The following is a 14,580-nucleotide window of genomic DNA, read 5'->3' as shown; positions in this document are numbered from 1 at the left end:
CCTATGATTAATTACAGGGAATATTTTTTTCTTTCAAAAGTTCCTGTAACTCATTGTTTTGAAACATCTCTTTAACAATATCACAGCCTCCGATAAATTCACCTTTGATATAAAGCTGTGGAATTGTTGGCCAATTTGAGTAATCTTTAATCCCTTGACGCAATTCGTTAGAAGTTAAGATATTAATCCCTTTATAATTCAATCTTAAATAATCAAGAATTTGAACAACTTGTCCTGAAAACCCGCATTGCGGAGCGTCAGGTGTTCCTTTCATGAATAAAATGACGTCGTTTGTTTTAATTTCTTTGTCAATAAAATCATGAACAGTGGTCATTTTTATCCCTCGATATTTCAGATTTTTATCAGTGTGTAATTTATATTCATACTGCTTTTAATCGTATTAAATGTGTGAATGCAAGAAGAAATTTTAGATTATTTTGGGATATTTGTTTGCAACATTAAGGCGTGAAGGTCATTTCCCATATTGCCTTTAAGGGCATCATAGACCATTTTATGTTGTTGAACACGGGTTTTACCACGAAAACTTTCAGAAATAACTTCTGCAGCATAATGTTCTCCATCTCCAGCAAGATCACGAATTGTTACAGTAGCATCAGGAATGCCTTCACGAATAAGCGTTTCAATTGCATGGGCACTCATTGTCATCATTATTCTCCTATGTTGTTCATTTTTTTATAAAGGCTGTTTAAGAGAAAAAACAATTTTTACTCTTCACCCATAAATTGGGGAAACCAGTTTTCATAGGCTTTTGTGAGTTTGTCTATAGAAAGTTTTAGTATTCCATCTATATCAAGTGCATCACCTGCAACTTGACCTAGCTCTGTTAAAGAAACTGCACTTATTTGTGCGAGCTCTTTAAGACTATTAAGAGAGTGAGGTTTGACGGCTAAAAGATAACGTCCTTGGTCTTCTCCAAAAAGTTCTGCATGATGGGGTGATTTATTGCTTAATTTTACTTTGATTCCTTTACCTGCTTTAATCACCATTTCAGCAAGTGCTATCGCTAATCCTCCGTCAGAAATGTCATGAGCAGCATGCACAAAACCACGATGTATGACATTTCGAACAAATTGACCATGCTTTTTTTCAAGTTGTAAATCTACAGGGGGGGGAGCACCTGCATCAATATTTAAAATGTTACGTGCATAGATTGATTGTCCTAAATGGGAGCCGCAATTTCCTACTAAAACAAGAATATCTCCATTTTGCATACCACTTATTGTTACCATTTTAGACCAATCATTAAGAAGACCTACACCAGCAATTGTGGGGGTTGGAAGAATGGCTTCCCCATTTGTTTCGTTGTAAAGAGAAACATTGCCTGAAACGATAGGAAAATCGAGGATTCTACAAGCTTCTCCTATACCTTTAATAGCAAAAACCAGCTGTCCCATAATTTCAGGTTTTTCAGGGTTACCAAAATTGAGATTATCTGTAGCAGCCAGTGGTGTTGCACCTGTCGTACTAATGTTTCGCCAGCATTCTGCGACAGCTTGTTTTCCTCCTTCATAAGGGTCTGCTTCACAATAGCGAGGTGTTACATCAGAAGAAAAAGCAAGAGCACGTTTGCTGTTGTTTCCTAAACGGATAACGCCTGCATCACCTCCTGGACAAACAAGGCTATTTCCTTGGATAAGAGTATCATATTGTTCATAAACCCATCGCCGAGAACTTTGATCAGCAGAATTCAATAAGCTCAGAAGCGCATCACCAAGATTTTCAACTTTTTTGACGTCTTCTGCTTTCAAGGATGTTTTTTTTGCCGGCTCACTCCAAGGACGATCATAAACAGGCGCTTCATCACCAAGCTCTTTGATGGGAAGATTGACAACTTCTTCCCCTTGATGAGATACACGAAAACGTAAATCATCGGTTGTTTTCCCAATGATAGAAAAATGCAGCCCCCACTTATGAAAAATTGCTTCTGCTTGCTTTTCTAGTTCTGGTTTAAGAACCATGAGCATGCGCTCTTGACTTTCAGAAAGCATCATTTCATAGGCTGTCATGTTTTCTTCTCGAACAGGAACTGTATCGAGATTAAGCTGTATCCCTAGATTTCCTTTTGCACCCATTTCAACGGCAGAAGAGGTAAGTCCTGCTGCCCCCATATCTTGAATAGCAACTACGGCTCCAAGTTCCATGAGCTCTAAACATGCTTCAAGAAGACATTTTTCTGTAAAAGGATCACCTACTTGAACAGTTGGGCGTTTTTCACTGATTGAATCATCAAATTCAGCAGAGGCCATTGTTGCCCCACCGACACCATCACGTCCTGTTTTTGCACCAAGGTAAACAACAGGGAGTCCGATGCCTTGTGCTTTAGAATAAAAAAGGGCGTCTGTCTTTGCAATACCGGCGACAAAAGCGTTAACAAGGATATTGCCATTATAACGCTCATCAAAATTTACTTCTCCACCAACCGTTGGAACACCAAAAGAATTGCTGTAACCACCTATTCCAGAAACAACACCAGAAACAAGATGGCGTGTTCGTGGGTGATCAGGAGCACCAAATCGCAATGCATTTATAGCAGCAACAGGACGGGCTCCCATTGTAAAGACATCACGTAAAATACCACCAACACCTGTCGCTGCACCTTGATAAGGTTCAATATAAGAAGGGTGGTTATGGCTTTCCATTTTGAAAACAACACATTGTCCTTCGCCAATATCAACAACACCAGCATTTTCACCAGGTCCTTGGATGACACATTTTCCTTCTGTCGGAAGAGTTTTTAGCCATTTTTTAGATGATTTATAGGAACAATGCTCGTTCCACATTGCAGAAAAAATTCCTAGTTCAGTAAATGTGGGTTCTCTACCGATTAACGTCAGGATACGTTGATATTCATCTTCTTTTAGCCCGTGTTGTGCAATGAGTTCTGGTGTAATAGTGATGTTATTGCAAGGCTTCATGAGTATTTATCCGTCAAATTAATCGAAATTTAGTATTTTTATTTTTTTACCTAGCAGCTTATATTATAAACAATAATGTTGTTTAATAATAAAAATATTTATAGACAGTAAGCTAAAGATTTTGTCCGTTTGTTTGGTGGGATTTAAGACTAAAAATGGTCTTAAATAATTATGTGTTTAGAAAATAATATCCATTGTTGTTTGTGAAGAGCTTTGTTTATAGATTTATGATGCGAGAAATGGTATAAATCCTTGTTTTTTAAATTATGGAGCGCGAGTACTTTTGCAGCATTATCCATTTACTAACTCTAAAGCACTTTGAAAAAGTAAACGACCGTCAGTACCTCCGTGGGCGGGTTCAATAAAGTTTTCAGGATGGGGCATCATACCAAGAATATTACCAACTTTATTAACAATACCAGCAATATCTTTCATTGAGCCGTTCGGGTTTGTATTTTCTGCATAGCGAAAAACAATTTGTTCATTGTCTTCCATTTGTTTCAATGTTTCACTATCAACAAAATAATTTCCGTCATGATGGGCAACAGGACAACGAATAATTTGTCCTTTAGAATAATATCGAGAAAATTTTGTCTTGGCGTTAACGACTTCAAGTTTGATTTCACGACAAACAAATTTTAAAGAAGCGTTACGCATTAAAGTACCGGGTAATAATCCTGCTTCCAACAAAATTTGAAATCCATTACAGATACCTATTATTGTCGTACCTTCTTGTGCTTTTTCACGAATGGCTTTTAAGACGGGAGTTCGCGCTCCAATTGCACCACATCTTAAGTAGTCGCCATAGGAAAAACCACCAGGAATAATAATAACATCTACATCTGGAATTGTTGTTTCTGTTTGCCAAATTTTTAGTGGCTCAACTCCCGTTATATGATGTAATGCTGCAATCATATCTCGATCACGATTTAATCCAGGAAGTTGAATGATGGCAGTTTTCATGAGCGTTTCACTTACAGAAGTTCGATTGTATAATTTTCAATGACAGTATTTGCGAGTAACTCTTCACACATTTGTTCAAGTTTTTTCTTTGCAGTTTCAGAAGGTAGATCATCAAGAACAATATCAAAAACCTTTCCTTGACGAATAGATTGAATGCCTTCGAAAGCCAAACTTTTTAAAGCACCGACAATCGCTTCTCCTTGTGGATCAAGAACGCTTTCTCTTAAAGTAACTGTAATGCGTGCTTTCATTTTTTGCTTCCTGCTTTTTAAAAGAACCTCTCCTTTGAAGAGGGGTGTTTGTATAAGGTGATGTTTTTTACCTTGTTTTTACTTTACGAGAACGGGACCACTTGGTCGTGTTGATTCGTTTTCATTTATAATACCAAGACGTTTGGCAACTTCTTGATAGGCATTAATAAGCCCTCCCATATCACGACGAAAACGGTCTTTATCCATTTTTTCTTGTGTGTGCATATCCCATAGTCGTGCAGAATCAGGAGAGATTTCATCAGCAAGAACAATGCGCATTGTTTCATCTTCCCACAGGCGACCAAATTCCATTTTAAAATCAATTAATTGGATGTTAACACCGGCAAAAAGCCCAGAAAGAAAATCATTAATACGAATTGAAAGTTGCATGATATCTTCTATCTCTTGTGGGACAGCCCACCCAAAAGCTGTGATATGTTCTTCCGTTACCATAGGATCATCGAGAGAATCATTTTTATAGTAGAATTCAATGATGGATTGCGGAAGCGGGGTTCCTTCTTCCAGTCCTAAACGCTTAGCAAGAGAGCCGGCAGCAACATTGCGAACAACAACTTCCAACGGAATGATTTCCACCGCTTTAATAAGCTGTTCGCGCATGTTTATACGTTTGATAAAATGTGTTGGGATGCCCAAACGTCCAAGATGGCTAAAAATATGTTCCGAAATTCGGTTGTTTAAAACCCCCTTTCCGTCGATAATTTCATGTTTTTTTGCATTAAAGGCAGTTGCATCATCTTTAAAAAATTGAATATAAGTCCCTGGTTCAGGTCCTTCATATAAAATTTTAGCCTTGCCTTCATAAATACGGTGGCGACGATTCATCATGATTCTCTATTTATCTTGAGAGGTTTTTAATAACATTGATAAATGATACTATCCTAATTGATAGAATTTCTCAATGATATTGCTATGATACTTTTATAATTTTTATCATTACACGTTTATCCAAAGGTGAAGATACATAAGCGATGAGAAAGAAGATCACCTCTTTTGGATCAAATTTTTGCAAGAAAGTGAGAGAGGACCATAAGCCCTTCAGGCCAAGGTCCGTGTCCGGATTCTGCGTTAATATGGCCAGAATACCCAGCATCAACAAAGAGTGATCCCCAATCATTGGCAATTTTTTCTGCTACTGAAAATTGACAAAACTCATCGTTGCGACTGGCTATGACAATAGAAGGAAAAGGAAGCTTTTGGCGATGATAGGGGCCAAATGTCATTAAATGTTTGGGACGTATTTTTTCATTGGCGACATCTGGAGGGGCAACAAAGAAAGCGCCACAAATTTTTTCTGTATTGTGTACAGTTGCATGAATAACACTGGGAACTCCTAATGAATGAGCAATAAGCATAACAGGTCTTTGAGCTTTTGCGATGGCGGTTTTAACTTTGTTAACCCACTCTTCACAAACAGGCTTTGACCAATGGAGTTGTTCAATGCGGCGGGCTGTCAACAATTTTTTTTCCCAGCGTGTTTGCCAATGATCTGGACCAGATCCTTTGTAGCCAGGAACAATAAGAATATCGAGTTGATTTGCTTTCATGAATTGTTTTCTTTGTTACAACAGATTTTTGATCATAGGTGGAATGGATTTTGGTTTTCTATGTCGCTTTATTGTTCTTCAAAAACACGTTTAAAAATCGTATTGATATGTTTGGTGTGGTAAGAAAGATCAAATTTTTCGCGAAGCTCTTCTTCACTTAAAGCTTTGGTAACATCTTTATCGTTGAGGAGTTCTTCTAAAAAATCTTTTCCTTGTTCCCAAACTTTCATCGCATTTCGTTGTACAATCCGATAAGAATCTTCACGACTAATCCCTGCTTGTGTGAGTGCTAAAAGAACCCGTTGTGAGTGAACAAGACCGCGGAATTTATTGAGATTTTTTTGCATATTTTCTGGATAGACAATGAGATTTTCAATGACAGATGTGAGGCGAGAAAGAGCAAAATCAAGTGTAATAGTCGCATCTGGAGCAATATAACGCTCAACAGATGAATGGGAAATATCACGTTCATGCCAAAGAGCTACATTTTCCATGGCTGGGAGTGCAAATGCACGTACCATACGGGCTAATCCAGTTAAATTTTCTGTTAAAACTGGATTACGTTTATGAGGCATTGCCGATGAACCTTTTTGCCCAGGTGAGAAATGTTCCTCTGCTTCAAGAACTTCTGTTCGTTGTAAATGGCGTATTTCTATTGCTAGCCTTTCAATAGAGGAAGCAATAACACCAAGTGTTGCAAAAAACATAGCATGACGATCTCTTGGTATTACTTGGGTGGAAACCGGTTCAGCACGCATCCTCAAGGCTTTTGCTACATGTGCTTCAACGCGTGGATCGATATTTGCAAAAGTTCCTACAGCTCCTGAAATCGCGCAAGTAGAAATTTCTTCTCGTGCGGCAAGAAGACGTTTGCGACAACGGGAAAATTCAGCGTATGCAAGAGCAAACTTGATTCCAAATGTTGTCGGTTCGGCATGAATGCCATGACTCCGCCCAATGGTGATTGTCTCTTTATGCTCAAAAGCCCGTCTTTTTAATGCTTCAAGAAGTTGGTCTATATCCTCTAGCAAAATATCACTCGCACGCATCAATTGAATGTTCAGCGTTGTATCGAGAACATCAGATGATGTCATGCCTTGGTGGATAAAACGTGCTTCTGGTCCAATGAATTCAGCTAGGTGGGTTAGAAATGCGATAACATCATGTTTGCTAATTGCTTCAATTTCATCAATGCGATTGATATCAAATTTAGCTGCTGCCCCTTTTTCCCAAATGACTTTGGCGGCTTCTTTCGGAATAATCCCTAATTGAGCAAGGGCATCACAGGCATGGGCTTCAATTTCAAACCAAATACGATATTTTGTTTCAGGAGACCAAATTGTTACCATTGCAGGGCGGGAATAACGTGCGATCATCATTTTTTTCCTTGTTGTGAGAGGATTGCGGCTTGCCGCAATGCATTAATACGTGTTTTGTAAAGCTCTTTATTTCCATCTTTATAAATTGCAGAGCCTGCGACAAATACATTTGCACCAGCTTTTGCAGCTATCCCAATTGTATCAACGGTGATACCACCATCAACTTCAAGATCAATAGGGCGGTTTGCAATCATGCTTTTAACGCGCTTAATTTTATCTTTTATTTCTGGAATAAAACTTTGTCCACCAAAACCGGGATTGACCGTCATGATGAGAATGAGATCTAATTGATCAAGCAAATATTCAAGGATATGTTCAGGGGTGCTTGGATTGAGTGCGATTCCTGCTTTTTTCCCCATTTTTTTGATTGTTTGTAATGAACGATGAAGATGTGGACCTGCTTCAGCATGAATAGTTATAATATCTGAACCTGCTTTTGCAAAAGCTTCTAAATAAGGGTCTACTGGTGCGATCATCAGGTGGACATCAAATATTGCTTTTGTTAATGGGCGCAGAGCTTTGACAATTTCAGGACCAAAGGTGATGTTAGGAACAAAGTGCCCATCCATAATATCAAGATGAAGCCAATCTGCACCAGCATCAACAACATCTAACATTTCTTGTCCAAGTTTAGAAAAATCAGAAGCCAAGAGAGAAGGCGAAATGAGATGTGCATGGGGCATTAAAATCTCCTTAGATTGGCAGTTTTTATCATATCGCTGTGTATACACAAATATTTTTTGTGTTATGACGGAAAAGAAAAAATATGTATTATAGGTCTTTTTATGGAAAGATCGCTTGAAATTTTAAAGCTTTATAAGTGAAAGATATGTCGAATCATAAAACATATTTGATGCCTGAACTTCAACATAAACATACTATTGCGGTTTCTTCCCAAGAATATCGAGATGCCATGAGTCTTTTTGCAGGAGCTGTGCATATTGTGACAACAAATGGTATTAAGGGAAGACGCGGGGTGACTGTTTCGGCGTGTTGTTCTTTATCTGATAATCCTCCAACCCTTCTTGTTTGTCTCATGCGCCATAATTTAAAGAATCAGGTGTTTATGGAGAATGGAAATTTTTGTGTTAATAGCTTGGCAGGAAAACATCGCTCATTAGCGGATGTTTTTTCGAGGCGTTGCAATTCTACACAAAATGAGCGTTTTGATGTTGCTCAATGGGGAGCTTTGCAAACGGGGGCGCCTAGTCTTTCAGACGCTCTAGCGTCGTTTGATTGTCGTTTGATTTGTTGGCACGAACACGCAACCCATTGTGTTTTGATTGGTGAGGTTGTTGCAATCAACTGTAATAAAGAAAAAGATGCTTTGATGTATTTGAAACGTGAATATCACACTTTGCCTTTATAAAGATTTTATTTTTTTGCATTGATGAAATGATTTATTGTTGCTTCATTTAGATTTTAAACAATGTAGAGAGTAGGGGAGGGATGGCTCTGATATCTGATTTCCTTCTTTTTAAAGTTTTTCAATAAGCGAGAAAAATGATTTTGGATGAGATTTGATCAAGAATTCAATCTACATAAAAAAGCGATCAAACCTAAACAGTGCATTTAGATATATTCGTCGATTGTTATGAAAAAACATTTTACTCTTGTGTTGATGGGTATTGCACAATATATAGACCGCACATAGCATATGTGGAGGTTTTTTATTGCATGAGCGAAGAGATTGATGGTCAATATCGCCCTAGTGAAGATGAGCCTTTTATGAATGAGCGGCAAAAGGCGTATTTTCGTGCTAAATTGGTTTCTTGGAAGAATGATATATTAAAAGAAGCTCGTGAGACTTTGGAAAATTTGCAGGAAGAGAATGTTGGTCAGCCCGATTTGACTGATCGGGCTTCTTGTGAAACTGATCGTACAATCGAATTACGTGCTCGTGATCGTCAGAGGAAACTTATTTCAAAAATAGATGCTGCTTTAGAGCGCATTGATAATGGGACATACGGTTTTTGTGAAGAAACCGGCGAACCCATTAGTATAAAGCGTCTTGAGGCTCGGCCGATAGCCGTTTTGTCATTGGAAGCGCAAGAACGTCATGAACGACGTGAAAGAGTTTATCGCGATGATTAAGGTTATTGAGATGATAAACAAACGAAATTCGTGGTGATAAAATTGTATATTTTATTTTTGAGGGGTAGGAATGAATAAAGATGGTTCTTGCCGCCCCTCAATTTCGGCGGTGATGGCTGAATCTTTTACCGCTTGATTCGTAAAAGGAGAGGGACTTTTATCCGATATATCGTTTCTTTCTGGAAGGGCGGAATTTAGATGTGTGTGTGTTTCTCTTTTTTGTATTTTTGATGTACCAGTAATATCAGATTCTACAACCACATCTGTTAATCCGCCAATAAGGAGCAAATGTTCTTTATTATCGCAACGGACTAAAACAAGGCGGCGTGCCCGATCTATAGAAATTACTTCACATAATGCTAATCGTGATAGACTTTTTTTTCTATTAATGCTGTATCTTCCCGTACTTAAGCGACGTAAAAACACGATAATTACGGTAATAGCTGCGATTGTTATTATAAAAAGCAAAAAGCTTATCGTTATGTTTGCAGCAAATACACCTATTTGCTCTGATAACCAGATATACATAGATTTTCTCCCATTTTGGATGGAAATATTATTTTTTATTGAGATAAATTTATAAACATACCCTCAAAAGGTTCACTTATAATGGTAAGAAATAAACTTTTGAATATTAAGCGAGCTTATCTTAGATAATATCATAGCATATACTTTATAACAACATAACAACGAATATAAAGGAAGTTTTGTGACATAAGAAATAGCTATAAGCTAAGGCAAAGAGAGATGGATAAAGATTTTGAGAATAATGAAAGATCAGCGTCTTCGTTTCATCGGAGAGTTGTGATTTTTGGTGTTGTTTTTGTATTAGGTTTTCTTTTCATTGTGGGTATTTTAGGTTTTTTTTATACACAAAACTATTTGCAACAGGCGATATCAATATCTTTTTTGATTCTAGCAATGATCGGTGTTGCAACACTCGTTTTGTGTGGAATGGGAATTTTAAGATATCATGTGTGGTTGCATGAAGATTTTGATTTTAGCATCTTTAATAGGAGCGATGATGCAATTGTAATCTCTGATCTTTCTGGTTTTGTTTATTATTCTAATCAAAACTATCGAAAAATTCTGACCTATAAGCCTGAAGTGTCTTGTTATAGGGTTATTGCGGATCTTCCAGGAGCTGGTGGACTCTCGTACCGCTTAAAGGTTGCAGCCTGTAATAATCTTGCAGCGCAAGAGGAATTAAGAGTAGAACAGCCAATTTTTACTGATTCTACACCAAAAAAATCTGTTTGGTATAATATTTCCGTTCAACCTATCACAAAACAGAAAAAAAAGCTTTTATTTTGGCGTATTACTGATATTTCGCACTTACAACAAACGCGAGAAGTTTTTTTCTCGAACCTTCAAGAGGCTATCAATCACTTGGATCAAGCTTCTATTGGTTTTGTATCCGTTAATAAACAAGGAACTATTCTTTATGCCAATGCGACTTTTGCAGAATGGTTCTCAATTGATTTAGCGAATTTCTCAATTGGTCAACATAATTTTGATTCGTTATTTGATAGCGTTGGTGCTAAGAGCTCATGGAGTGATATCTGTTTGCAAACCAACAGATATCAAAGTTCAGGTTACTCTTTACCTTATAGGTTTTCGTTATGTTTAAATTCATACACGACTTGTGAGAAAATATTCCATTGTCTTATATCTGTTTCTTCTCTCTTAGAAGAGGAGGACATTTATCGTATTGTGATCATTCCACAACAAGTACAAAAAGAAGAAGATGATCAATTAAAATTACCCAGTATATTAGGAGAATATTTTGATGCGAGTCCTTTTGCAATAGCTGTGGTGGATCATGCAGGGCAATTGGTTCATATGAATAAAGCTTTTTCATCACTTACGGGATGTATGGACAAAGCTGTCAATTTTTATGATGTTATTTCTCGTCGTGATTGTGTGCAGTTAGAGCGTTCTTTTCAGAGAATTGCGACAAATAAAAATTATTTTGTTTCTCTAGAAACTGTTTTAGAAAAAAATGAAGAATGCCATTTACGGCTCCATATTATGTCTGTACCGCCCTATCACGGTGATGCATTGCAAGATTTGCTTATTATCTCTGTGATTGAAACAACCGAACAAAAAACTCTTGAAGATAAAATGATGCAAAGTCAGAAGATGCAAGCTGTAGGACAATTGGCTGGCGGCATTGCTCATGATTTTAATAATGTTTTAACAGCAATTTTAATGTCGTGTGATCTTCTTTTAAATACGCATCGTAGTTCTGATCCTGCTCATGCTGATCTGATCAATATTAAAAACAATGCTAATCGTGCAGCTGCTCTTGTCCAGCAATTGTTAGCGTTTTCTAGAAAGCAAACACTTCGACCTGAAGAAATTGATTTTACTGAATTTTTATCAGATATCCGCAATCTTATTTTACCACTTTTGGGGAATAATATTCAGTTAAAAATTATCCATGGAAGAGATTTGTGGAGCGTTGAAGTTGATCAAGCATCTTTTCAGCGTGTTATTATGAATTTGGTTATTAATGCGCGTGATGCCATGTTAGATGGAGGTATTGTTACGATTGCGACAAATAATATTACAAAGCAACAAAGTGCTGAATTTAATCATCTTGGATTAGCAATTGGCGAGTATGTGCAATTGACTATTTCAGATACAGGGGCTGGTATATCTGCTGCTATACAAGAAAAAATGTTTGAGCCATTTTTTACAACAAAAGAAGTTGGAAAAGGAACAGGACTTGGTTTATCAATGGTTTATGGAATTATCAAGCAGAGCGGTGGGTATATTTATTGTGAAAGTAAAGAAGGTGAAGGAGCAACATTTCATATTTTTCTTCCCCGTTATATCCCCAATATAAAAGGAGAAATTTCTCAAAAGATTGAAAAAGATGAAGAGAAAGATAAAAATATAGACTTAACAGGATCTGCGACTGTTTTATTGGTTGAAGATGAAGATGCGGTCAGAATGGGGGGGGTAAGAGCTCTTCAAATGAGAGGATATACGGTTTTAGAGGCAGCAAGTGGGGTGGAAGCACTCTCTATTCTTGAGGAACAAAAAGGAGATGTTGATATTATTGTTTCCGATGTGGTAATGCCAGAAATGGATGGGCCCACTTTATTGAAGGAAGTCCGTAAAAACTATCCTGGTATCAAATTTCTTTTCGTTTCTGGATATGCAAAAGATGCTTTTGCTAAAAATCTTCCACAAGATGCTGTTTTTGGTTTTTTATCTAAACCTTTTACACTCAAACAGTTAGCTCTAACAGTTAAAGAAACACTTTCGTCATGAGCAAAAAATTATGCAATAGAAAATTGCGTATTTTAAGATTTTTTAGGCGAAATACGAGAGTATTTTGATAAATAGTGTTTATGATAATGTCATAGAACTGAATAAAGAAGAATTTTGAAAATGAACTAAAATTCAAAAACACCACATATTTTGTGCAAAAATTTATGAAGAGATGGACTCTATTATGTCAACATTTCATAGAGATTTTCAATTGTAGAAACTGAGTAAAAACTATGTGTAAAGCATTGAAATATGCTGATTAATAGATTGTTGATACACTCAAAAAGATAAAAGCTGTTGTTGCGTATCTATCATTTTGCTCTTTCCTTCAATAAATGCTTTTAAAGCTTCGGGGTAGAGTTTATGCTCTACTTTAAGAACTCTTTGTGCTAAGCACTCAGCAGTATCATGGGGATAGACTGGAACGGCTGCTTGGGCAAGGATTTTTCCTGCATCCATGTCTTCTGTAACAAGATGAACAGTGCAACCCGTGATTTTTACACCTGCTTGTAAAGCTTTTTCATGTGTGTTTAAGCCTTTAAATGAAGGCAAAAGAGAAGGATGAATGTTTAAAATTCGTCCTTCATAAAGTTTTACAAAACGTGGTGAGATAAGACGCATATACCCTGCAAAGCAGAGAAAATCCGGTTTATATTGATCTAAAATCGTAAAAATATTTTCTTCATGCTCTTCTTTTGTTTTGTAAATTTTACGATCAACAATATGAATAGGTAAGTTATGGTTTTGCGCCTTTTCAATACCGTTTGCGCGCGGATTATCGCAAATAACCGCGACGATTTCAGCAGGATATTCTTTTTGTTGACTAGCTTGAGCAAGTGCGACCATATTGGACCCATTACCAGAAATAAAAACGACAATTTTTTTTTTCATAAATGCAGTACCCCTTTATAAAGTATTCCTTTATTTTGATCTTGGCATTTTATTAAAATGCCAAGGGGAGTTACAGTTTCTCCTTTTCTTTCAAGAGCTTGTGTAATTGTTTCAGCTGCATGCTGTGCTACGATAATGATCATGCCAATACCACAATTGAATGTTCTTAACATTTCTCTTTCTTCTATTTTACCTTGTTTGGCAATCCATGAAAATACTGCTGGAACATTGATGGTAGAAAGATTAATTTCAGCGCAGAGAGAAGATGGAAGGACACGTGGAATATTTTCAGGAAAGCCTCCACCCGTAATATGAGCAAGAGCTTTAATCCCTTCATGTTTTCGCATGATGGGAAGAAGCGATTTTACATAAATGCGTGTTGGTGTAAGAAGTGCTATACCAAGGCTGTTTTCGGGGGAAAAAGGGGCAGGGTTATTCCATTTGAGATAATTTTGCTGGATGATTCGTCGAACAAGCGAAAAGCCATTGGAATGAATTCCAGAGGAGCTTAGACCTAATATAACATCACCTTCTATCAAATCTTTTGAAGGGAGTAGCTTGCTGCGTTCGCATGCTCCTACAGCAAAACCGGCTAGATCATAATCTCCCTCTGCATACATTCCTGGCATTTCTGCAGTTTCTCCTCCAATAAGAGCAGCACCGGCTTGTTTACATCCTTCTGCAATACCAGAAACAATCGCAGCACCTTGTTCAGGGTCGAGCTTTCCAGTTGCAAAATAATCCAGAAAAAAGAGAGGTTCAGCTCCTTGTACGAGTAAATCATTGACACACATAGCTACAAGGTCAATACCTACAGTGTTATGGTGCCCCACTTCAATGGCAATTTTTAATTTTGTTCCCACACCATCATTGGCTGCTACTAGGATAGGATCTGTAAAGCCAGCTGCTTTTAAATCAAAAAGGCCACCAAACCCGCCAATTTCTGCATCTGCTCCGGCTCGTTTTGTCGCGCGTATAAAGGGTTTAATTTTTTCTACCATAGCATTACCCATATCGATGTTTACACCGGCTTTTGCGTAGGTAAGACCAGCTTTGGATTTATCCCCAGCCTTGGATTTATTATTTGTAAGATCTTGATTGCTCATTGGAGCCTTCCTTTAATGGAAAATCAGGTTTTGATATTATGCAATGCCATGATAGAGTTCTCTCTGCAAGAGATATTGATAAGAAAATAAGCAACTTTTCTTGTACCTTATTT

General features: G+C 37.3%; 15 protein-coding genes. 3 read left to right on the top strand and 12 right to left on the bottom strand.

Annotated elements, in window-relative coordinates:
• Positions 1–7: 7 nt before the first annotated feature.
• The 9 genes from grxD to rpe all read right to left on the bottom strand — a co-directional run bounded on the left by grxD (position 8) and on the right by rpe (position 7,777).
• A complete protein-coding gene (grxD, locus tag ACFIJW_RS02470; RefSeq protein ID WP_375633169.1) occupies positions 8–334 on the bottom strand; it encodes a Grx4 family monothiol glutaredoxin in 327 nt (108 codons plus the stop codon).
• 98 nt (positions 335–432) lie between these two features.
• Complete coding sequence (locus ACFIJW_RS02465; protein ID WP_375633191.1) at positions 433–666, bottom strand: BolA/IbaG family iron-sulfur metabolism protein; 234 nt, start codon at positions 664–666, stop codon at positions 433–435.
• A 59-nt stretch (positions 667–725) separates the two neighbouring features.
• Positions 726–2,936: a phosphoribosylformylglycinamidine synthase subunit PurL gene (gene purL, locus ACFIJW_RS02460; protein WP_375633168.1), complete on the bottom strand. Its 2,211-nt coding sequence runs from the start codon at positions 2,934–2,936 to the stop codon at positions 726–728.
• A gap of 291 nt (positions 2,937–3,227) precedes the next feature.
• Positions 3,228–3,899, bottom strand: coding sequence for a phosphoribosylformylglycinamidine synthase subunit PurQ (purQ, locus tag ACFIJW_RS02455; RefSeq protein ID WP_375633167.1), 672 nt, complete (start codon positions 3,897–3,899; stop codon positions 3,228–3,230).
• Between the two features lie 11 nt (positions 3,900–3,910).
• A complete protein-coding gene (purS, locus tag ACFIJW_RS02450) occupies positions 3,911–4,150 on the bottom strand; it encodes a phosphoribosylformylglycinamidine synthase subunit PurS (protein WP_375611546.1) in 240 nt (79 codons plus the stop codon).
• 78 nt (positions 4,151–4,228) lie between these two features.
• Positions 4,229–4,993: a phosphoribosylaminoimidazolesuccinocarboxamide synthase gene (purC, locus tag ACFIJW_RS02445; protein WP_375633190.1), complete on the bottom strand. Its 765-nt coding sequence runs from the start codon at positions 4,991–4,993 to the stop codon at positions 4,229–4,231.
• Positions 4,994–5,166: 173 nt separating this feature from the next.
• The gene (locus tag ACFIJW_RS02440) at positions 5,167–5,715 is read right to left on the bottom strand and encodes an RBBP9/YdeN family alpha/beta hydrolase (RefSeq protein WP_375633166.1); all 549 of its coding nucleotides are present in this window, start codon (positions 5,713–5,715) and stop codon (positions 5,167–5,169) included.
• Between the two features lie 68 nt (positions 5,716–5,783).
• Positions 5,784–7,091, bottom strand: coding sequence for an adenylosuccinate lyase (purB, locus tag ACFIJW_RS02435; protein ID WP_375633189.1), 1,308 nt, complete (start codon positions 7,089–7,091; stop codon positions 5,784–5,786).
• Positions 7,091–7,777: a ribulose-phosphate 3-epimerase gene (rpe, locus tag ACFIJW_RS02430; RefSeq protein WP_375633165.1), complete on the bottom strand. Its 687-nt coding sequence runs from the start codon at positions 7,775–7,777 to the stop codon at positions 7,091–7,093. The genes purB and rpe overlap by 1 nt, the downstream gene beginning before the upstream one ends.
• Before the next feature lie 146 nt (positions 7,778–7,923).
• Here rpe and ACFIJW_RS02425 point away from each other — a divergent pair, with 146 nt between their 5' ends.
• Complete coding sequence (locus ACFIJW_RS02425) at positions 7,924–8,463, top strand: flavin reductase (protein WP_375606632.1); 540 nt, start codon at positions 7,924–7,926, stop codon at positions 8,461–8,463.
• Between the two features lie 308 nt (positions 8,464–8,771).
• A complete protein-coding gene (gene dksA, locus ACFIJW_RS02420) occupies positions 8,772–9,188 on the top strand; it encodes an RNA polymerase-binding protein DksA (protein WP_015856486.1) in 417 nt (138 codons plus the stop codon).
• A 51-nt stretch (positions 9,189–9,239) separates the two neighbouring features.
• Here the strand turns inward: dksA and ACFIJW_RS02415 are convergent, their stop codons facing one another.
• Positions 9,240–9,716: a hypothetical protein gene (locus ACFIJW_RS02415; protein WP_375617793.1), complete on the bottom strand. Its 477-nt coding sequence runs from the start codon at positions 9,714–9,716 to the stop codon at positions 9,240–9,242.
• Positions 9,717–9,935: 219 nt separating this feature from the next.
• Here ACFIJW_RS02415 and ACFIJW_RS02410 point away from each other — a divergent pair, with 219 nt between their 5' ends.
• Positions 9,936–12,470: a response regulator gene (locus ACFIJW_RS02410; RefSeq protein WP_375633164.1), complete on the top strand. Its 2,535-nt coding sequence runs from the start codon at positions 9,936–9,938 to the stop codon at positions 12,468–12,470.
• A gap of 279 nt (positions 12,471–12,749) precedes the next feature.
• Here ACFIJW_RS02410 and purN read toward each other — a convergent pair whose 3' ends face one another.
• Positions 12,750–13,361 (bottom strand): phosphoribosylglycinamide formyltransferase, encoded by a 612-nt coding sequence (gene purN, locus ACFIJW_RS02405; protein WP_375633163.1) that lies wholly within the window; start codon positions 13,359–13,361, stop codon positions 12,750–12,752.
• Positions 13,358–14,467: a phosphoribosylformylglycinamidine cyclo-ligase gene (gene purM, locus ACFIJW_RS02400; protein WP_375633162.1), complete on the bottom strand. Its 1,110-nt coding sequence runs from the start codon at positions 14,465–14,467 to the stop codon at positions 13,358–13,360. The genes purN and purM overlap by 4 nt, the downstream gene beginning before the upstream one ends.
• Positions 14,468–14,580: the final 113 nt, after the last annotated feature.

The organism is Bartonella sp. MM97QHHN, from assembly GCF_042194285.1.
Lineage (GTDB): Bacteria > Pseudomonadota > Alphaproteobacteria > Rhizobiales > Rhizobiaceae > Bartonella.
The sequence above is the reverse complement of the archived record's forward strand: the minus strand, read 5'-3'. Positions and strand labels throughout refer to the sequence as shown.